The sequence below is a fragment of the Mucilaginibacter sp. genome (assembly GCF_965201005.1).
GTDB lineage: Bacteria > Bacteroidota > Bacteroidia > Sphingobacteriales > Sphingobacteriaceae > Mucilaginibacter_A.
The window spans coordinates 1889850-1910562 of sequence record NZ_OZ241747.1 but is presented as its reverse complement, the minus strand read 5'-3'; the positions used below and the strand labels follow the sequence as shown (position 1 = coordinate 1910562).

At 36.9% G+C, this 20713-nt stretch carries 20 protein-coding genes, 1 tRNA gene, 1 pseudogene and 1 CRISPR repeat array (1 of these 23 running past the window's edge); of the genes and pseudogenes, 18 read left to right on the top strand and 4 right to left on the bottom strand.

What is annotated here, in order from left to right; genetic code table 11:
* The first annotated feature begins 3 nt into the window (after positions 1-3).
* The 7 genes from ACOFKR_RS08790 to ACOFKR_RS08760 all read left to right on the top strand — a co-directional run bounded on the left by ACOFKR_RS08790 (position 4) and on the right by ACOFKR_RS08760 (position 6511).
* Positions 4-1848, top strand: coding sequence for a hypothetical protein (locus ACOFKR_RS08790; RefSeq protein ID WP_419800425.1), 1845 nt, complete (start codon positions 4-6; stop codon positions 1846-1848).
* Between the two features lie 40 nt (positions 1849-1888).
* Positions 1889-2941 (top strand): SPOR domain-containing protein, encoded by a 1053-nt coding sequence (locus ACOFKR_RS08785; protein ID WP_419800424.1) that lies wholly within the window; start codon positions 1889-1891, stop codon positions 2939-2941.
* A 3-nt stretch (positions 2942-2944) separates the two neighbouring features.
* Positions 2945-3655: a MotA/TolQ/ExbB proton channel family protein gene (locus tag ACOFKR_RS08780; RefSeq protein ID WP_419803632.1), complete on the top strand. Its 711-nt coding sequence runs from the start codon at positions 2945-2947 to the stop codon at positions 3653-3655.
* Positions 3652-4050 carry an ExbD/TolR family protein gene (locus ACOFKR_RS08775; RefSeq protein ID WP_419800423.1) on the top strand — a complete coding sequence of 133 codons (399 nt, stop codon included), beginning with the start codon at positions 3652-3654 and terminating at the stop codon, positions 4048-4050. The genes ACOFKR_RS08780 and ACOFKR_RS08775 overlap by 4 nt, the downstream gene beginning before the upstream one ends.
* The gene (locus ACOFKR_RS08770) at positions 4050-4865 is read left to right on the top strand and encodes an energy transducer TonB (RefSeq protein WP_419800422.1); all 816 of its coding nucleotides are present in this window, start codon (positions 4050-4052) and stop codon (positions 4863-4865) included. The genes ACOFKR_RS08775 and ACOFKR_RS08770 overlap by 1 nt, the downstream gene beginning before the upstream one ends.
* A gap of 127 nt (positions 4866-4992) precedes the next feature.
* Entirely contained in the window at positions 4993-6294 is a 1302-nt protein-coding gene (locus ACOFKR_RS08765; RefSeq protein WP_419800421.1) for a bifunctional folylpolyglutamate synthase/dihydrofolate synthase, read from the top strand.
* 143 nt (positions 6295-6437) lie between these two features.
* Positions 6438-6511, top strand: a tRNA-Pro gene (locus ACOFKR_RS08760).
* Positions 6512-6807: 296 nt separating this feature from the next.
* Here ACOFKR_RS08760 and ACOFKR_RS08755 read toward each other — a convergent pair.
* The 4 genes and pseudogenes from ACOFKR_RS08755 to ACOFKR_RS08740 all read right to left on the bottom strand — a co-directional run bounded on the left by ACOFKR_RS08755 (position 6808) and on the right by ACOFKR_RS08740 (position 8686).
* Entirely contained in the window at positions 6808-6867 is a 60-nt protein-coding gene (locus ACOFKR_RS08755; RefSeq protein WP_419803631.1) for a helix-turn-helix domain-containing protein, read from the bottom strand.
* A gap of 347 nt (positions 6868-7214) precedes the next feature.
* Positions 7215-7319, bottom strand: a pseudogene (locus ACOFKR_RS08750) (hypothetical protein); the annotation flags it as partial.
* Between the two features lie 895 nt (positions 7320-8214).
* On the bottom strand, positions 8215-8364 hold the full coding sequence (locus tag ACOFKR_RS08745) for a hypothetical protein (RefSeq protein ID WP_419800420.1): 150 nt from the start codon (positions 8362-8364) through the stop codon (positions 8215-8217).
* A 136-nt stretch (positions 8365-8500) separates the two neighbouring features.
* Positions 8501-8686 (bottom strand): hypothetical protein, encoded by a 186-nt coding sequence (locus ACOFKR_RS08740; RefSeq protein WP_419800419.1) that lies wholly within the window; start codon positions 8684-8686, stop codon positions 8501-8503.
* Positions 8687-8993: 307 nt separating this feature from the next.
* Here ACOFKR_RS08740 and cas6 point away from each other — a divergent pair, with 307 nt between their 5' ends.
* From cas6 to cas2, 11 genes are all read left to right on the top strand, one after another.
* Positions 8994-9848 carry a CRISPR-associated endoribonuclease Cas6 gene (gene cas6, locus ACOFKR_RS08735; RefSeq protein ID WP_419800418.1) on the top strand — a complete coding sequence of 285 codons (855 nt, stop codon included), beginning with the start codon at positions 8994-8996 and terminating at the stop codon, positions 9846-9848.
* Positions 9849-9953: 105 nt separating this feature from the next.
* Positions 9954-10688 carry a hypothetical protein gene (locus ACOFKR_RS08730; protein WP_419800417.1) on the top strand — a complete coding sequence of 245 codons (735 nt, stop codon included), beginning with the start codon at positions 9954-9956 and terminating at the stop codon, positions 10686-10688.
* Positions 10689-10833: 145 nt separating this feature from the next.
* Positions 10834-11040, top strand: a complete 207-nt coding sequence (locus tag ACOFKR_RS08725; protein ID WP_419800416.1) for a DUF433 domain-containing protein — start codon at positions 10834-10836, stop codon at positions 11038-11040.
* Positions 11041-11109: 69 nt separating this feature from the next.
* Positions 11110-13599: a CRISPR-associated helicase Cas3' gene (gene cas3 / locus ACOFKR_RS08720; RefSeq protein ID WP_419800415.1), complete on the top strand. Its 2490-nt coding sequence runs from the start codon at positions 11110-11112 to the stop codon at positions 13597-13599.
* Positions 13600-15342, top strand: coding sequence for a hypothetical protein (locus ACOFKR_RS08715; RefSeq protein WP_419800414.1), 1743 nt, complete (start codon positions 13600-13602; stop codon positions 15340-15342).
* Positions 15343-15365: 23 nt separating this feature from the next.
* Positions 15366-16355: a DevR family CRISPR-associated autoregulator gene (locus ACOFKR_RS08710; RefSeq protein ID WP_419800413.1), complete on the top strand. Its 990-nt coding sequence runs from the start codon at positions 15366-15368 to the stop codon at positions 16353-16355.
* On the top strand, positions 16356-17027 hold the full coding sequence (locus ACOFKR_RS08705; protein ID WP_419800412.1) for a hypothetical protein: 672 nt from the start codon (positions 16356-16358) through the stop codon (positions 17025-17027).
* Positions 17028-17052: 25 nt separating this feature from the next.
* Positions 17053-17664 carry a plasmid pRiA4b ORF-3 family protein gene (locus ACOFKR_RS08700; RefSeq protein WP_419800411.1) on the top strand — a complete coding sequence of 204 codons (612 nt, stop codon included), beginning with the start codon at positions 17053-17055 and terminating at the stop codon, positions 17662-17664.
* A 6-nt stretch (positions 17665-17670) separates the two neighbouring features.
* Positions 17671-18183, top strand: coding sequence for a CRISPR-associated protein Cas4 (gene cas4, locus ACOFKR_RS08695; RefSeq protein WP_419800410.1), 513 nt, complete (start codon positions 17671-17673; stop codon positions 18181-18183).
* 58 nt (positions 18184-18241) lie between these two features.
* On the top strand, positions 18242-19246 hold the full coding sequence (gene cas1b / locus ACOFKR_RS08690) for a type I-B CRISPR-associated endonuclease Cas1b (protein WP_419800409.1): 1005 nt from the start codon (positions 18242-18244) through the stop codon (positions 19244-19246).
* Between the two features lie 113 nt (positions 19247-19359).
* The gene (cas2, locus tag ACOFKR_RS08685; protein WP_419800408.1) at positions 19360-19623 is read left to right on the top strand and encodes a CRISPR-associated endonuclease Cas2; all 264 of its coding nucleotides are present in this window, start codon (positions 19360-19362) and stop codon (positions 19621-19623) included.
* A gap of 196 nt (positions 19624-19819) precedes the next feature.
* A CRISPR array of direct repeats spans positions 19820-20713; the repeat unit is 30 nt; unit sequence CCACCAATCGCACCATGTAGGAATTGAAAT (it continues 2033 nt past the right edge of the window).

Sequence of the window (20713 nt, the reverse complement as noted above, 5' to 3'; positions counted from 1 at the left end):
GCAATGAAGTTAAATACGATCCTCCCTATTTTGTTGTCCGGACTGATGCTTCATGCGGTTCCTGCTTTTTCCCAGCAAAAACCGGTTCAGAAAAAAACAAAAAACTTGGCCAAAAAAACGGTTGCCGAAAAACCTGCAACGGTAAAAACGACAGCCAAAACCAGCCATAACACCAAAAAAAGTACGGTAAAAACAGCATCGTTAGATACAACCGGAAAAGGAAATGTACCGGCCAAAAAAGCAGAACCGCAAACGCAAAGTTTGAACGAAGAAATTGTGGTGACCAGCGTATATAAACCGGTTTTGGCCGATGCCGTGAAAATCCGCAGAAACCCGGATTTGGGCGATAAAACGGATGTAAAGCCAACGTTTACGTACAATAACCTGCTGGACAAACGGCTGAACAGCAGCGCAGGCATACAGCCGCTGGAGGCGATGCAAATCCCGAAAACGGCAAATGATACACTTTATAACAATTACGCAAAAGCCGGAATTGGCAGTTTAAGCACCACTTTTGGCGAAGTATATATCAACAATGGCCGCGATCCGGCTTTGCAGTTTGGTGGTTATGCCAAGCATTTCGCCCAAAAAGGCAGTTTGCCCGACCAGAAATCAAGCCGGCAAGAAATTGGCGTTTTCGGTAAAAGCATCGGCGAAAACAATAGCGCACGCGGTAGCATCAATTACACGCGCCGCAGCAATTATTTTTATGGTTTTGATCAGGACCATCCACCGGTCAGCCTGATCCCGGGCAAGCAGCACTTCAACACTATTTCCGGTGAAGCTGAACTGGCCAAAAACTTTAAAGACACCACAAACGACTTTGTTTATGCGGCAAAAATTAGCGGTTATTATTTTAACGATGCTTACAAAGCCAAAGAAAGCAACATTTTAGTGGATTTTTCCCTCAACCAAACCATCAAACAGTTTTATTTCGGGCTGAATGCTTCGCTGGACGCAGGAAATACCAAAGATAGTTTGTACAGCATCAGCAATAACCTGTTGCGCGCAAACCCTTATATCAAACTTCAGGGCGAAAATTACAAAATTGATGCAGGTGTAAACTTAGTTTCAGAATTTGGGTCGAAAAGCAGTTTGCGATTGTTCCCGGCAGCCAAAATCGAGTTTCAGGTCATCCCGAAATATGTCCGGATTTTTGCAGAAGCGCGCGGCGATATCAACAAAACGTTGCTTAAAAACCTGACGGAAACCAACCCGTTTTTAGGTCAGAATATTGACATTCGCAACTCGATTGACCGCTTAACGCTGAGTGCCGGATTGAAAGGGACCATTGCACCGGGATTAGGTTTTAAAGCCGCTTTCTTGCGCCAAAGTATTACCGGTTTGCCGTTGTTTGTCAATAATTTTAATTTCAGCAGAGGACAAAATAAATTTGCCGTAATTTATGATGGTGGAAAATCTACTATAACCGGTTTCAACGGAGACTTGGATTACAAGATTTCAGAAACCGTGGATATTTTCGGCAGATTGGAATACCGGAAATATAAGCTGGCCACAGAAGCCGAAGCCTGGAACTTGCCAACAGCCAAGCTCACTGCCGGAACAAACTTCCGCATCAACAAAAAAATAACGATAAACGGAGCATTGCTGATCCGTGGTGAAACAATGGACCGCTTCCAACTCATTATTACTACTGGCACAACTAATTATCGCGAAGTATCCTTGCCTTCTTTTGCAGATTTAAGCGGCGGGATTGATTATCAGCTTAATAAACGGGTTTCGATTTTTGCGCAGGCCAATAACCTTTTGAACACCAAAAATCAAATATACTTGTACTATCCTGCAAACGGATTTAATATCTTTGGCGGCTTAAGCGTTGGCTTTTAATTGATCCTGATGTTGTTGAACTTACCTTTATTGTGACCGGATGGACGTAGCGGCATATTTAAAAGAACTTTTAAATGAAGACAAGCACGTTTTTGTGCCGGGATTAGGTACTTTTTTGGTCCGGAGAAAAAATGCCGAACAGCAGCAGCACCAAATTTTACCACCTAAAAACAGCATTGATTTTGTTGCCGGCGAACGTGATGACGACGAACTTGTTAAATACATCAGCGCACAAAAAAATATTTCGCGGGAAGCATCGGGTTATTTTATTGAGAAGTTTGTTGATCAGCTTAAAACAGAAGCCGACACTAAAAATATACCGGTAAAAGAAGCATTGTTTGCCACAGATGAAAACCTGGATACTTTTTTTAACCAGGAAAACTTCGGATTGCCGCCGGTTAGTTTATCAGCCCTGAAAACAACACAACCGCTTGCAGCAGAAGAGGAAGCTTTGCCTCAAAAAGATTATGTAGAAAATTTTTATCGTGAGTTTTCCGAAAATTTGCCGCAGGAAGAAACCCGATCTAAAAAAAATACCGGTTTCTGGGCAGCAATTGTTTTGCTTTTGGCCATTTCATGCGCAGGAATTTATGCATTGTACGTATATTATCCAAATATTTTTAAAGATATTTTACCGAAAAACACACCTGAAACCAATTTGATAAAAACACCGGTTGCAGATACTTTGGCGCGCGCACCTATAACCGCGCAATTGGAAACCAGGAAAGACACAACCGCAAAAGCATTGCCCGATACACTTGTAAAATCCATTGCCCCTGCTCCGCAGAAAACAGAAAAAGATACGGTAAAAACAGCATTACCAGCAGGATCAACGGATGCGGACCTGGTGGCAAAATCGCCTTACGAAATAATCGGTGCTTCTTTTAAAACGTTAAAAGGAGCAAAAACATTTTTATCGCAATTGCAATCCAAAGGAATGCGCCATGCCAAAATCCTGAACAATACGGCCGGCAAACAAGTGCTGATTACTTTTGGTTCTTATCGGGATAAAGCAAGCGCACTGGCGGGATTAGAAAAACTCCGCACAAAAGATCCACATTCAGAAGCTTACATACAACACTACCTTAAATAAATGATGTTATTATTTTTTCAGGCAACTGCCGATACAGCCACCAGAGCCGTAGATACTTTAAACCGCGCCGTGCAGGCCACTACCGCACAACCCCACGAATTACGTTTCGGCGATTTGCTGATCAAAGGCGGATGGGTAATGGTCCCGATCGGGATTTTGGCCGTTTTAGGTTTAGTGGTATTTTTTGAACGCTTTTTCACCATCAGAAAAGCTGCTGCAAACGAAGCAACTTTATTATCACAGGTAAAATCCAACGTAAGTTCGGGCAAGCTGGATTCGGCTTTGGCCATTTGCCGCAACAGTAATTCGCCATTGGGCCGGATGCTGCAAAAAGGGTTGTCGCGCATTGGCCGTCCGATCAAAGACATTGAAAGTGCCATTGAAAACGTAGGCCGTATCGAAATTTCCAAACTGGAAAAAAACATTGGCATTTTGGGCATTGTGGCCGGTATTGCGCCGATGTTTGGTTTTTTGGGAACGATTGCCGGTGTTATCAAGATTTTTTATGATATTTCTCAAACAGACAACATCAGCATGGGCGTGATTTCAGGCGGTTTATACGTTAAAATGGTTACCTCTGCTGCCGGTTTGCTGGTTGGGATTGTGGCTTACGTGCTGTACAATATTTTGCAAATGATGATTGAAAAATTAACGTTAAAGCTGGAAACAGAATCAATCGATTTTATTGATTTGTTAGAAGAACCGAGCAAATGAATTTAAGAAAGAGAAACCTGCGCGCTGCGGCAGAAGTAAATACTTCGGCAATGAACGATATTATGTTCTTTTTGCTGTTGTTTTTCCTGATTGCTTCTACCGTTACCAACCCGAACGTAATTAAACTGATGCTGCCGAAATCATCTTCCGGGCAGGCGGTTTCCAAGAAAACAATTACGGTTTCCATCACCAAAGACCTTCGCTATTATGTAGATAAAAAAGAAGTGCCGGTTACAGATTTGGCCGCCACACTTCAATCATACACCAAAATGGCCACGGAACTGACGATTGTTTTGTATGTTGACAAAACCGTTGCCATACAGGATGTGGTGCAGGTGATGGACACGGCGCAAAAACTGAACATTAAACTTGTACTGGCCACAGAACCCAAATAATGATACCGCAGCAGGAAGAAAATAATTATCCGAAAGCATTTTTGCTGACAGGGATTGTGCTGGGCGCATTTTTACTGCTGACGTATTTTATTGTGTTTTCGATGCCGCCAAAACAGGAAGAAGGCACCGGCGGAATTATTGTAAATTACGGAACTACGGACGAAGGTACGGGCAATGATTATATGAGTGCGGAAGAACCATCTGTAGCCGAAAAAGCCAACAAAAGCAAACCAGACAAAGTTAAACCGGATGTTACGCCAACCGAAAAAATCAGTGCCGATAACAGCGATAAAAAAGTAGTGACCCAAACTACGGAAGATGCGCCGGAAGTTGCACCAAACAGTAAAAAACCAAGCAATACCGTTGCCACAAAAACCGATGTAAAAGAAGCAAAGCCGCAAATCAATCAGAATGCTTTGTATAAAGGCAAAAAAAACAACGGCACCGGCGAAGGCGACGGAACGGGAAACAAACCCGGTAACCAGGGAAAAGCTAACGGCACTACGCTCACCAATAATTATAACGGTACAGGTTCTGGCAATGGCGGGAATTTGAACATGACGCAGCGCAGCTTCCTTACCAAACCGCACGTAACCGATGACAACCACCGCGCCGGTAAAATTGTGGTTGATATCCGGGTAGATAAAAGCGGCAACGTGGTTTATGCACGCGCCGGTGCACGCGGAACCACCATCAGCGATAGTGATTTGCTGCAAAAATGTGAAAATGCCGTATTGGGCATCAAACTAAATGCTGCCGAAAACGCACCTGAAACCCAAATCGGAACGGTTGTTTTTGTGTTTAAAGTGCAGTAAGGTTTTAGGTTGAGCAATACAGGCTTGGCGTTTATTTTTGATTGAAGTGATGCTTCTTTTATCACCTAAAATTTGTTGTGCTGGTTCTCCTATCAACCATGAACCATAATCCCGTCCAATGTTTCCCATGAACTATCTGCAAACGCTTGACTATTTATATGGACAGTTGCCCATGTTTACGCGAGATGGTGCATCTGCTTTTAAAAAAGACCTGACCAATACGCTGCTACTATGCCAGAACCTGGGCAATCCGCAGCAAAAGTTCAAAAGTATTCATATTGGCGGCACCAACGGCAAAGGCTCCACTTCACACATGCTGGCCGCAGTTTTGCAGTCGGCCGGATATAAAACAGGTTTGTACACCTCGCCTCACCTTAAAGATTTCAGGGAACGGATCCGGATCAATGGCGAAATGATTGCCGAACAACAAGTTGTGGATTTTGTAGCCAGTCAGCAGGAAAATATCAATACCATCCGGCCTTCGTTTTTTGAGATGACGGTGGCAATGGCTTTTGATTATTTTGCCCGCGAAAAAGTAGATATTGCTGTGATTGAAGTTGGTTTGGGCGGAAGACTGGATTCTACAAACATCATTTCGCCCTTGATTTCTGTGACCACGAACATCGGCTGGGATCACATGAATTTGCTTGGCAACACGCTTCCGGAAATTGCCGCGGAGAAAGCCGGGATCATCAAACCAAATACGCCGGTTGTGATTGGAGAATATCAGCAGGAAGTTGCAGCAGTTTTTATCTCAAAAGCAAAACAGGAAAATGCACCAATTCGTTTTGCTTCTGAAGAATGGGACGCAGTAATTGACCCAAATGCCGAAAACCATCGTTCAGCAGCTTTTTTGAGTGTTGATGTTACCCAAAAAAATTCCGGTCAGCGGGTAAAATTTGAACTTGATCTTACAGGTTTGTATCAGCTTAAAAACTTAAAAACAGTTTTATCTGCTTTGGATGAATTACGAAAACAAGGCTTTGAGATAAAAACTGATGCTGTTTTTATCTCCCTAAAATCAGTGAAACAGTTGACGGGTTTGAACGGCAGGTGGCAGGTTTTAGGTCGAAACCCTTTGATTATTTGTGATACCGGCCATAACCCGGAAGGTATTGCCGAAGTTTTGATCAATATTTCTGCTACCAGATACCGGCATTTACATTTTGTTTTAGGCATGGTTGCGGATAAAGACAGCAGCAAAATTTTATCGTTATTGCCTCAACATGCAACTTATTATTTCTGCAAACCTAACATTCCGAGAGGTTTGTCCGCAGAAACCTTAAAGCATCAGGCAGCAGGTTTCAGCTTGCAGGGCGATGATTTTAGCAGTGTAAAAGAAGCATTGGCCGCTGCAAAAAACAATGCCAGTCCTGATGATTTGATCTTTGCGGGCGGCAGTACGTTTGTTGTGGCAGAACTGGTTTAGCCGATACTTCTTTTAGCCATGTTTTTTTTGGAAATTAATTGATTCATTATGAAAGAATTGCAGTTCAAAAAATATTTATCTATTATAAATTTGAGGGATTTATTTTGCATTACCGGTAAAATTTATACTTTTGCATCTCCAAACGGGATGTAGCGTAGCCCGGTATCGCGCCACATTTGGGATGTGGAGGCCGCAGGTTCGAATCCTGCCATCCCGACTTTTAGATTACCAGCATAAAAATCCTTTAAATCATTGTTGATTTAAAGGATTTTTTGTTTTATATAAATATCAAAACAATCAATATCAAAGGAGATGTGAATATTCAAATAATGAAATTTAAACACGTTGTTTTATTACTTGCATTTGCTTTCGCTAATTTTTATGCGGTAAAAGAAGCATCAGCCCAAGCCCCAAATTTAAAACTGATTTTTATACGCCACGGCGAAAAACCATTAAAAGGCGATAACCTGACCTGTCAGGGCTTAAACCGGGCTTTACTTTTACCAGATCTGATCAACAAAAAATTTGGCGTGCCATCCTTTCTTTTTGTTCCGGGTTTGGCTTTAGGCGAATCTACCAAACACGCCAGGATGTTTCAAACCATAACTCCGGTTGCTATCAAATATAACCTGCCGATCAACAGCAGCCACACCGAAAAAGATTCAACCGGAATCGCCCAAGACCTAAAAAGTAAAAACGGCACTGTTTTGATAGTTTGGGAGCATAAAGCCATTAAATCCATCATCCATGCTTTGGGTATTTCTGATAATTTGATTTGGCCGGATGATGATTATGATAGTATTTGGATCGTAACTTTTAAAAACGGAAAAGCAGTTTTAACAAAAGATAAAGAAGGACTAAAGCCCGCTTTAAATTGCAGATAATAAGAAACTTAACATCAGTTATACGCTTAAGGAAAGTTATATATTAAGTGAGCTGTAATTTGGCCTGTTGATCCTCCGTATTAATGTAAAATTAAATTTATTGCTGCTGTTCAGTTGCTGATCAACAGAAACGGAAGCGAAAAAATCAGTATAAACCGCTTATTCTCAATACCGGAACTTATAGAATTGGCATCAGATAAAGTATGTTCTACACGAAGGCCTACATTTATAGCTTTTTAAAGATCTTGTTTATCAAACAGTTACTAGCAATTCGGTGAGTAGGGTTATCCTTCAAAACTACTCACCGGATTACTCACCTTTTTGCAGGGAATTGGTGAATAGAATGTACGTTTTGACTAAAAAAAACAAAAGCCTGCAATCAATTGATTTGCAGGCTTTTAATATATTTTGTTATCAAAACTGGCGTTGAGGGAGGGATTCGAACCTAATTCCTAACTCATTGAATTTTAGCCAGTTAACTATCACCAGATAATCAGCCGCCACAGATGTTGCACAGTCTTTTTATCTCTGTAAATCTTATCACAAAGATAATTAATTGCTTACAAGTCAGGAGCCTATTATTGATTTTTTATCGTGCGACAAATATGAAAGCGATAGCCCAAGTATAAGTACCGCAGGTGATGTTATAATTATTTGAGCTAACTAAAAAACTGCACAACAAAAGGGAGATAATCAATGAACCATTCTGGAAGTTCCTAAATTGATGTATGATATGCTACCTGATGATTCACAGTCTTAAATAAAACTTTATGGTTAATTGCTGATGTGTTTACAATGGTTAGATCATCAATCAAGCCGTGATGTATATTCAATTTTTGCAAATTCCCATAAATTTATCCTGGAGCGTTTGCGGATCGACGTAATGGCCGCCTTCTGTTACCCGTTTCGTAACCCTGAATTGAGATAGTTCCGGGTTATTCAGCCCTAAGAAAATTAAGTGAATATGATAACCCGACCGCTTAAATTGCTTTGGCTTTTCCCAAGTTTCATTATTGGTAAAGTGAACTTCATTGGCCTAATCTTCTCCTTTAGCCAGCGCAGCTTCAATTTGCTGTTCAAACAACTCAATTACAAAGTTAAGCGCGTCCCGGCGTGCATACTTAGCAGAACGAGTTACGTTTAGAAATAGTTCGTTAAGTTTTTTTGTGTAAAGCAGATTTATCAAAAACTGAATAACTACTGTGAATTACTTTTGGGAGATACTCCGGCCCTACTGTAGATTTTCCTGCACCGTTAGAACCAGTAATGATATACAGGTTCGGCATTTACTGTAAGTTGAGCTTGCCTCTAATAGTGTTAATCTAATTTTGAGTAAGCTCAGAAACGAGATGAAATGATTTTAAATCAGAACTTACAGTTACAATCTTGATTGAACGGTCGGGATATTCGAGGTAACTTTGGTTTTTGGGTAATTCGTTTGACCAGAACAAGAAGGGTTTGCCGTTTTCCAATTTCTTCTTCCTCAACTGCCGTACTGCCAATCGCATTCAGTTCTTCAATCGTATTCATTACTTACGGTTTTAAGTTCAAATACAGCAAATTTCGGTTTAATGTTAGAGCATCGTATTGGCTCATCATTATGTGGTAGATTTCATAATTAGTCGTAAAATGCGTTTTTCAAGCTGACACTGCCTATTAAGTATTTGATGATTTAAACGAAAGCACCCTCCTATCGGCACATGATTTGAAAGTTCTACAATTGATTTCATCAAATAAATAATTATTAGCCATATTAATTAAAACTTATAAATTTTCTTTTAAAAAATAATTACCTTGTAAGCACCAAAACCTTACATGCAATTTAAAATTACGCTAACTCCTTTACAGGGCGAAACCTTTGTTCCTTTTAATTATCCTTATGCACTATCTGCGGTTATTTATAAAAAGATAGCACAAGCCGATGAAAGCTACGCAGCATTTCTGCACCAGAAAGGCTACGCGCAAAATGACTATTCCCGGCATTTTAAATTTTTTACTTTTTCAAACCTGCAAGCCAAATTTATAGTGGTAAAAGAAGCATTGAAGCTGCAAGACAATTCCGTTTCGTTTGTACTGGCCTGCCACATGCCGGAGTTTGCTGAGAACCTGGTTAAAGGCGTGTTTGCCAACCAGCAGCTTTCTATCGGAGATTATACGGCGCAGGCTGATTTTACAGTAACACAAATTGAAGCTTTGCCTGCGATTGTTGCCAACAGCAGTTTGGAAACCATACACACCGTAAACTTAAAGCTGCTTTCGCCCATTATAATAGGCCGAAAAAATAACCGTGGAAACGATGATTACCTTTCGCCGGAAGATGAAGATTTTATCGCGCTGCTGAAACAAAACCTGTGCGAAAAATTGGCTGTAGCTTATGGGCCGGAAACAGCAGAACAGGAAACCCAACAAAAGCCTTTTGAAATAAAAACCTGCGCAATAGCAAAACTAAAATCGCGGTTAATTACCATAAAAGCAGGCAAAGCCGCCGAAACTAAAGTACGCGGGTTTTTGGGTTTTGAGTTGGAGATGCAAGCTTCGGGCAAGGTTGTGGAAATGGCATTGAATGCTGGTTTGGGCGGAATGAACGGGATGGGATTTGGTTGTGTGGAAGGGGAAATCCAACTTAAAAGCCAAAAAATAAAAATTTGTCCAAGGATAGTTTTTAAATAAAAAAAATCTATCTTTGAAATAAGAAAGCCTGCCAAGGAATTGAAATAGGATAGTTTTTAAATGTAATCGCACCAACGCAGGCTTTCTTGTTTTTATAACTAGGGTATGAAGAAATTTTATTTTTTGGATGAATCTGGCGATGCGGAATTTTTTGGAAAGCGCGGCAAGAAACTTTGGGAATATGAAGGATGGCATCCTATATTAATAATGGGATTATTAGAAACAAACGACCGGAAGCGACTAAGAAAAGATGTACTGGAGTTTCAAGAGAATATCTTGAACGATGTTTATTACAACAGTATTGATTCGATGAAAGTAGAAAATCATTTTTTTCATGCAAGGTCAGATCATACTGATGTTCGTGCAGCATTTTTTCAATTTTTACGAAGCCGAAATGACTTTAAATGTTACTTTTCAATAGTGGAAAAAGAACCTGCAGAATTTATTGAGGTATTTGATAAAAAGCCAACAAGATTTTATTTTCATGTAGTAGAACAGCTATTAGACCTTCCAATTTATAATTATCAGGATGAACATTCTTTCTATTTAAGCAGGCGAAACAAAACAACCAACGACGATTTTGATCGGGTGATTAAAGCGGCACTGAATAAAGAGATGCAGCAAGAAAATATATTATATTCAGCAGATATAGTTAAAAGTTCTGAGTATCCTGAGCTTTGTGTTATTGATTATATGTTGTGGGCTTTGCAAAGGTGGATAATGAAAGGAGAAGCAAGGTTTATCAAAGCAATGGCTGATAAAATAACATATGTATCAAACAGTAAAGGTGGCTTGTTTGAAAAAACGACTGTAGAAGAATTTCTTAATAAAAAAATTTAAAAAATACAAATTCCATTAGTTCCGTGCTTAAAGCAACCCCCACATGTAGCGAGTTTTAGAGACTAAAGCAATTTGTACACTACAAACATAAAAAAAATCGCACCGAATAGGAAATGAAATTTTCATATAAATGGACACGATGTATATGAGCGAAAGAATTGATTATAACAGCAGGATTACTTTAGAACCAGGAAAAAGAAGTGGGCAACCTTGTATTAGAGGTTTACGCATTTCGGTAACAGATGTACTTAGCTATTTTGCTTCAGGGATGACAATGGAAGAAATTATTGATGATTTTCCTGAGTTATCCAGAGAGGATTTTTTAGCTTGTATATATTACGTTAATAATTAAATTAGGTTTAGATGTGAGACTGGAAATATTATCTAATGTTAGTGCCATATCAATTTTAGTATTGGAAGTATGAAAGATTACTTTAAAAACCTTATAAAAAACGAACCATATCAATATCAGTTAAAAGTAGCGGAAACCCTATTAAGTGGAAAGAATGTTATTTTGTCTGTCCCTACAGGAGCTGGTAAAACATGGGCTTCTATAATTCCTTTTTTATTTGCGCAACATAATCAACTAACTAATTTCCCTTCCAAGATGATATATAGTTTGCCATTAAGAACTTTGGCAAACTCAATTTATGAAGATGTAAAAGAAGTTTGTCCTGCTTCCATACAAACTGGTGAGTATGGGGAAGATCCATATTTTGAAAATGACATTATTTTTTCAACTATTGACCAGACGTTAAGTAACTTTCTTTGTTTCCCCTTGGCCCTTTCTCCAAGGCAAGCGAATATTAATGCAGGAGCTTTAATTGGAAGTTATTTAGTTTTTGATGAGTTCCATTTGTTAGATGAAGGTCTTTCAATGGCTACCACAATTGGAACACTTAGAATGTTAGGAAATCTTTGTAGATGTTGCATTATGACAGCAACTTTAAGTGAAGGTTTTATGAAAGATTTAAAGGAAAGCTTAACTAATTATGAAATAATAACTATAGATGATTTTGAAGAAGATAAAAGTAAGATAAATTCTCTTTTACCAGCAAAAGACAAAAAGATAATAAAGATTCAAAACAATACTCTTGATCATAATAATATTATTGAAAATCACATAAACAAAACAATAGTAATTTGTAATCGAGTAGAGAATGCACAGAAAATTTATTTTGATTTGATAGAAGAGAAAAAATTAACAGACAGTTTGATTTTTAAAAATACAGAAATAATTTGTTTGCACTCAAGATTTTTTGATAAAGACAGAAAAGAAAAAGAAAGTAAACTGAAAAAACTATTTGGAAAAGAATCGATCAATATTAATGCAATACTAATTTCAACTCAAGTAATTGAAGCCGGGATGGATATTTCATGTTCTGTTATGCACACTGAAATTTCACCAATTAGTTCGTTTTTACAAAGGGTTGGGCGATGTGCAAGGTTTGCAAATGAAACAGGGCTGATTTTTATTTATTCTTTGCATAGTATAGAAGAGAAAGAATTAATTGAATTAGAACCTGAAACAAACGAGGATAGGGATGAAATAAGAAAGCTAAAAAGTAAATATTTGCCTTACGAGGAAAGGATATGTGAACAAACTTTTGCCGAATTAAAGAAATATTTAACACTTGATGGTGATATTCCTAAACAACTAATTGCATCAATTTTAGGAGAATCCGATAGAGATATTATTAGAAAGATGCAAATTGGCCAAGACGGAGGGTTCAATCAGGATTTAATAAAAAGAAGCTGGAATGAATGCCAAAAAAACAATTATCGTATTACCATTCGAGATATTCAAAGTGTTGAAATAGTTTTAATAAACGAAAATCAAAAAGAAGAAATTGCTCAGTTCCCATTTCGATATCAATCAGTTGGAATGTACAAGTGGAGTTTGGTCGGTTGGCTCAATAAAATTGTAAAAAGTCCACTTTATGATGCTGAAGCATTAGCATGGGAATTGAAAGAAGATGATGACATATTTTTAGAAAATGATGAAGATAGAAAACTAGTCCTTAAAGAGTTAGAACAAGAAAGCTTCAAAAAAATTCTAACCAAAGTTTATGTAAATGCTGATTTTTTTGGATATGACAAAGGTTTAGGATTTAATTGGCAATATGAAAACACGTTTAGGAATTTATCCCCACAAAGTGAATTTAAAGAAAAGGAAAATGATTTTAAACCTCTCACTAAGGATACTTTTTATCAGCATAACATGGGTTTAATTGGTGCATTTAATCAAGTTTTTTTAAAAACCAACGAAATCCAAAATAATAAATTAGACTTTATTTTTAACAAATTAGCCAATTACATAGAAGAACCAGAGCTTACCAAAAAAGATTTTCTAAAATTGATACAGTGGATGATTATATTACATGATTATGGAAAGTTGAATGAGAATTGGCAAAAACCGATGCAACGATATCAAGCACTAAAAGAAGGTATAGACTTTAAGAATTTCAAAGACATTTTAGGACATACTGATTTTAATAGCAAAGACGAAAAGGATATTGAACTAAGTAAAAAATCTGGACTTAATAAGCGACCATCACACGCAGGAGTAGGTGCTTTTGCATTTCAAGAAATTATTGAAACATATTATGATAATGAATATTTGAAAAGTGGCATCTCTATGGCAATTGCCAAACACCACAGCCCCAAATTATTACATAGGGAGGACCTGACTTTTAAAATATCTGAAATCAATTATAAGATAATAGAAAAATTATTAGTTGAATTTGAATTAGATGTAACCTTGCAAAAAGATGAATTACAAGTAAGGTTAGAAGGATTTCAATATGGTGATTATAAAGAATATATTGTCTATCTATTCTTTGTAAGGATTTTAAGGCTTTGCGACCAAAAGGCAACAGAAAATTTGAATAAATTTTATAAAGAAAACTAAATGTATCAAGATTTTACAATAAAAAAACAGACAGGCACTTACTCGGAAACATTGGAAGCATTTGGCGTAGCTAATTTAATTTCAAACATATTTTCAAATAGAAATATTCAAGGTATCCAAATAAAAATTTTGGATAAAGGAACCCATTATTTAGTCACATCTAATAAGCCAATTACTGATGAAGTTTTTAATAATATAAGTTTTTTTTTAGTTATTAAATTTATTAAAAATAAAGTAGATCAAATAATTCCTAACGGTATTCCTTTAAATGGCTATTTTGATTATCCTAAAAATAAAGCAATACAAGATGAATTTAAAGAGAGATACAAGCAAATAGAAAAACTAAAACCTGATGAGGTAAAAAGTAAAGCGAAGAAAGAATTAAATGAAGAAAAGCTATCAGAGTATGGAAGAAAAATAGATGCTGAGTATGATGTTTTCAGAGAAATAATCAAAAATCCTTATGTTTCTTTTGAAAAACTATTTAATAACTTTTATGAAAATCAGGAGCATTTTCAAGCCTTGATCAAAGAAATTTTGAATTATTATACCGAGCAAAAATCACCTAAAAAGCATTTCAAATTGATTGATGAAAAACCGACTTCACAACAGTTATATAATCCAAATCAAGGAAAGGGATTAAATAAAGGAAAGGCAAATAATGCTATGATGGGTAATCTCAGTTCAAATTGGATTTCTGAAACCATGAAAACATCAGGAGCTTTAACTTTTATGGTTTGTCAATATGTAAAGGTAGGTTCATCGTACGACTTAAAAATATATGTTCCAGAATTTAATGATATTTCTTTAAACGAAGCAAACAAGGTTATTTTTAACTTTAAAAAGCATTTAAAAAGCACATCACCTGTTAGGTTAGATATTATTAATATTCTTGATTTTACTGAGAAATTTATCAAAGAAACTCCGGAATATAATAAAGGTAAAGTCAAGAATACTATTAAAGGGTTTCATTCAGTATATCAGAAAGATTTAGGACAAAATAAAGCAGTGGCGAACATTGCCTTTATCCAAACTCCTGATTTTGTAGAATACAATACTAAAGAACAAGGAATCGAATGGATAGAAATACTTAATCAGCAAAAAACAATAATATCAAATATAGAAGAATTAGGCGATTCGTTACAAGGGCTTCAATCGTATAGAAACTTTCTTGGAAGTATTGGCAGCACTGCCTTAGATCATTTTATAAAGTTTAGTTATTGGTATGCTGGATATTTGATGCAGCAATTAACAAAAAAAAACAGATTCATTAGAACATTTAAAATAGAACACTTAGATAAATTTTATAAAAATATGGAACCAACTCTTACAGAAATAACACAAAATGATGGATTTAAAGCCGTGGCAGCAGCGATAAGGAAAAGTACGGTGAATCTTCAATATACACCTAAAGATCAACGAAAATTTGAAATTCGATATGGTCTGGCGCAACAACTTCAAAATAAATCAAAGTCAAAAAACGATTTAGCAACTTTTATTGGAGAATTTATCGGAACATACAATTCTGAAACAGGAAGAAATGCTGAAAAAAATGGTGGAAAAGCATTACGAGCAAATGTAAAAGATGGAGAACTAATAAAATTTTATGAGGTTTTAGATAGAACTTCGCCTCGCTTAGTTGGAGCATTGTTAGCATCATACGGTTTCGCATTATCTTCCAAAGAAAAAGTAGAAGAAGTTGATAAAAATGAACCTGTAGAAGAAAATCAAGAAATAAGTTAACTAACCAATAAAAAATAAACAAAATGTCCGAGACAAAAAAAAGTATTGCATCAATTTCTATTAGTGGAGAAATCACCCTAAACCTGCATTCTTTAAATAATGAAGGCGGAGAGGGAAATCAAATTATCACTCGTCAAGTAACAATAGTGGACAAAGATGGTGAAACCCATACTGTAAATGCTATTTCTGGTGATATGTTTAAACATATTCATGCAGTACATTTAGCGCAACTTGCTAAAGAACAAGGTTTGGCACTAAGTAAATATGCAGCAGCATTAAACCCAAATCGTATTTCAGGAGAGGAACTGAAAAATTACACTAAAAACAATGTTGCTAAAGATAATGGTACATCTTCAGATGTAATTTCTGCCATGATTGATATTTGTACCGTTTGCGATACTCATGGTATATTAATAACAGACAAAATTGGAGAGAATAAAAACAGTTCTAATACTCCCAGAAAATCTACAGTAGAGTTTGGTTGGACAATTGGAATACCTAATAAAACTAATACTGAGAGCTATTTACATACTAAACTTGTAACAAACGCGGGCAGCACTGGAACTACAGGCAGCAATGAAGGACAAAATATTTTTCATCGACCGGCTAATCATGGTGTGTATGCTTTTATATGTAGTATTGATGTTTATCGAATTGGATTTAATGATATATCAAGGAGTTATCCTATAAATGATGATGTAAGAAGGATTCGTTATAAAGCATTAGTTCAAAGCTTGTTAAGTTCTTTTATTAATCCTAAAGGAGCAATGACAAGTACACAAAAGCCGCACATTACAGATTTTAAAGGTGTAGTAGCTATATCAAAAAAACTTACACCAGCTCCAACGATTAGTGCAATTAATGAAAACTATCAGAATGAAATAAGCAAAATTGCTGTTAGCCTAAATAAAATTGAGCCTGAAATGATAGAACTTAAAGAATTTAACGGGATGGGGGAACTTGCAGAAGTTTTTGCAGATTTAATGGATTATGAACCTTATAAAATTTCTTAAATGATATTCTCAGCGATATTTAAGCCAACTGCTTTATTTTCGTTAAAAGAGAGCAACTCAACAAATAAAGGGGCAAAGTCATTACTCTTACCTTCTCCTTATTCTATTAAAATGGCTATATTGAATCAAGCTATAACCTCAGGTGGTGAGTTGACAAAGTTAGAAATAAAAAAAAGTAAAGAATTTGAATTTATTAGAGATACAAAAATTAGTTTTTATATTTCTATAGGAACCAACTTTTGTGTAAGTAATTCTTTTATTAAAATTCAAGAACCAGTTAGAGAAGGAAGTGGATTTAAACCAACAATCTCATTTAGAGAATATGTTTATATTTCTGATAAAATCGAAATTATTTTTGAAGTACTTTCTCAACAGGCTAAAATCTATCTTCAAAAATATTTATACAGAATTAATTATTTCGGAAAAAGAGGATGCTTTTTTCAGTTTATAGAATATTCGGATACACCAAATGAAGCAAATGTGAAAACATTTAATGTACAGAATGGATTTGCCGGAATATTACAAGAGTTCGATGACTTTGATGAAAAAGCAACGTTCGATAGCGTAAATAACTTTTCGTCGACAACAAATAAGAGAGCTAAGGAAATTATGGTTTTACCAATAAAAAGTGTATCATCTTCAAAATCTTTCAGCCATTACAAAGTCTTTTAAATGATTAAATTGTAATTAGTTTTCCATGCCCTTTCAATTTAAAATCCAAATCAAAGAAATCATCAAACCACCAGTTTGGCGGCGTTTGCTGGTACCGGAAGATTTTACCTTTTACCAGTTCCACATAATTATTCAGGCAGCTTTTGGTTGGGAGAATGCGCACATGTATCAGTTTCGACCGATTGACCATCGCCTGAATCCAATCATCAGCGATAAAGAAATGTATGATGATGGTTTGGACTTTTTTGAGGAAGATGAACTGATAGACAGTAAAGAAGTTAAGTTAGCCGATATTTTTAAAGCTGAAGGACAAAAGTTTGTGTACACCTATGATTTAGGCGATAACTGGGAACACTTAATTACGCTGGAAAAAATTACTGAAGAAAAACTGCTATTTGCAGATTGTCTGGCAGGAAAAGGTAATTGTCCGCCGGAAGATTGCGGCGGTCCTTGGGGTTATGAAGAATTGAAAGATGCTCTGGCTAATCCAAAACACTCGGAACACAAAGAATTTCGAAAATGGCTCGGTTTGAAAAAGAACGAAGATTGGGATTTCAATTTTTTCAGCCTAAAACAAGCACAGGAAGCAGTACGCAATGTAGATTTCGATCAGGAAGATAATTACGAATTAGTCTGAAAGGTTATGCTCAACCTCACTGCTACCCACATCAACTATTACTTCGTTTGCCATCGGAAATTGTGGTTGTTCGCCAACGGAATACAAATGGAGCATACTTCCGAAACGGTAGCAGAAGGCAAACTAATCGGCGAAACCACTTACACCGACCGTTCGCAGCAATATACCGAAGTGGAAGTAGATGGCATCAAAATAGATTTCTATGATGCTAAAAACAGGGTAGTGCACGAGGTAAAAAAAAGCGACAAGGTTGAAAAAGCGCATATTGCACAAGTAAAATATTATATCTACAAATTAGGGCAGCAGGGCATTGAAGGCGTAACCGGACTGATCGAATACCCGAAAATGCGGCAGCGGGAAACGGTACAGTTAGAGCCCGGCGATGAGGAAATGATCCAAACCTGGGAAACGAATATCAGAGAAATGGTTGACAGCGAAATTTGTCCTCCACTTTTACGAAAACCCATCTGCAAGCAATGCAGTTATTTTGATTTCTGTTATGTAGAAGAACCTGTATAAACATACTATTCGTTCAAAAAATTACCACTAATTTTTAACTGGTAAAAGAAGCATCTGCATGAAACAAACTTACTACCTATTTAATCCCGGCCGGTTGAGCCGTAAAGACAATACTTTGAAGTTTTTACCGGTTGATGAAGACGGCATGGAAGGAACGCCGAAATATATTCCGGTAGAAGGAGTTTCCGATTTGTTCTGTTTCGGCAGTTTGGATGCCAATAGTGCATTGTACAACTTCTTGGGTAAAGCAGGAATTGCAGTCCACTTTTTTGATTATTACGAAAACTATACCGGCAGCTTTTGTCCAAAAGAATATTTGCTGGCAGGCAAAATGCAGATTTCGCAAACCAAACATTATATCGACAGCAAAAAGCGGATGATCTTAGCCCGAAAGTTTGTGAGCGGTGCTGCTTTTAACATGACAAAAACCTTGCGTTATTATTTAAACCGAGAAAAAGATGTGAGCTTTCCGCTGGAAAGTATTGAACAACTGGCTTTACAAATCGAACAAACGAAAGCCGTAGATGAACTAATGGGCATTGAAGGCAATATTCGGCAGCAATATTACCAGGCTTTTGATACGATTTTGAATGATTTCCAGATGGAAGGCCGCAGCAAACAACCGCCAGCCAATGAACTGAATGCGATGATTTCTTTCGGTAACATGATGTGTTATTCCGCTTGTTTAAACCAATTGTATCATACACAGCTTAATCCAACCATCAGCTTTTTGCATGAACCAGGTTACCGTAGGTTTTCTTTAGCACTTGATTTGGCTGAAATTTTTAAACCGGTGATGGTTGACCGTACGATTTTCCGGCTTTTAAATAAAAAGGAAATCCAATCGAAAGATTTCGACTTGAAAATGAATGGTTGTATGCTGAAAGATTCCGGCAGAAAAATATTTGTAAAAGCCTGGGAAGAACGACTGAACGAAACGTTTAAGCATCCTGTTTTAAACAGAAGTGTAAGTTACAAGCACCTGATCAAATTGGAATGTTACAAGCTGGGCAAACATGTTTTAGGCTTGGATGAGTATAAACCTTATAAAGTTAGGTGGTAGTGAGCAGTTAGCTATAAGCAATCAGCTTTCAGCGATCTGTAAATAGCTATTGTAATTTAAATGTTCAACTTGTGCTGAAAGCTAAAAGCTGACAGCTATTAGCTTTTTTAAAAATGTATGTAATTTTAGTTTATGATATTGGAGAAAAGCGCGTTGGCAAAATGCTTAAACTTTGCCGGCAATATTTAAACTGGATACAGAATTCTGTTTTTGAAGGAGAGATTACGCCTGTAAAACTGAAGGAACTGCAAGCGAAAGCCAAACTGATTATTGATGCCGATACAGACAGCATTCTGGTTTTTAAAAGTAGGGAAGAAAAGTGGCTTGAAAAAGAAGTGATTGGCGCAGAGAAAAATAAGTTGGATAATATATTGTAAGTCGTCGGTGAGGATGATTACGCTCGTTCTTTGATTTAAGAAAACACAGATAAAAAGCTAAAACCATGTTACGGCCATAAAACCAGGGTTGTCGGTCTAAGCATAGGAACCGCGTATTATACATCGACTAAATTTTATTAAGAAAAGCCTGCTAAAAACAGCGTTTAAATATATATTAGAGGCGTTTTATTAACGGCCACCAATCGCACCATGTAGGAATTGAAATATTATCATCTTACCTTATTTTACGTTACACAACCTGCCACCAATCGCACCATGTAGGAATTGAAATGTGCATTGCTTTTCCATTTGTTGAGAGAAAATAATTCCACCAATCGCACCATGTAGGAATTGAAATACCTATTTCTACTTTTTCTTCATCATTAGGCATTAGTCCACCAATCGCACCATGTAGGAATTGAAATGTAATTAAAAAATCCGTTAATTGCTGCTTGACCTCCACCAATCGCACCATGTAGGAATTGAAATTCAGGATAAAACATCTGTCTATCTTCTGGATTTGCCCACCAATCGCACCATGTAGGAATTGAAATAAATACAGCGTTAACGCGCTGATTAAAACGGATAGGTCCACCAATCGCACCATGTAGGAATTGAAATTTGCCAATCACTAAAATCTTCTTTTTCAGAATAAGAACCACCAATCGCACCATGTAGGAATTGAAATATTCAATTACTAACTGCATCCCTTTTTCTGTCAAATCCACCAATCGCACCATGTAGGAATTGAAATCGGAGTAAAATAAGCCGGTACGTTTCCTAATTCTCCTTCCACCAATCGCACCATGTAGGAATTGAAATGAAGGAATACCGTGTATAGAAGTATCGTTTTTAGGGCTCCACCAATCGCACCATGTAGGAATTGAAATGAGGACATCGCAACAAAAATAGCAACAGCGCAATCCACCAATCGCACCATGTAGGAATTGAAATTTTGAAGGATTGAGGTATGATTTAACGAATATTCAATCCACCAATCGCACCATGTAGGAATTGAAATAATAGCGAATCTGCTTCGGCGCTTTCGGAGCGTTTCCACCAATCGCACCATGTAGGAATTGAAATAGTA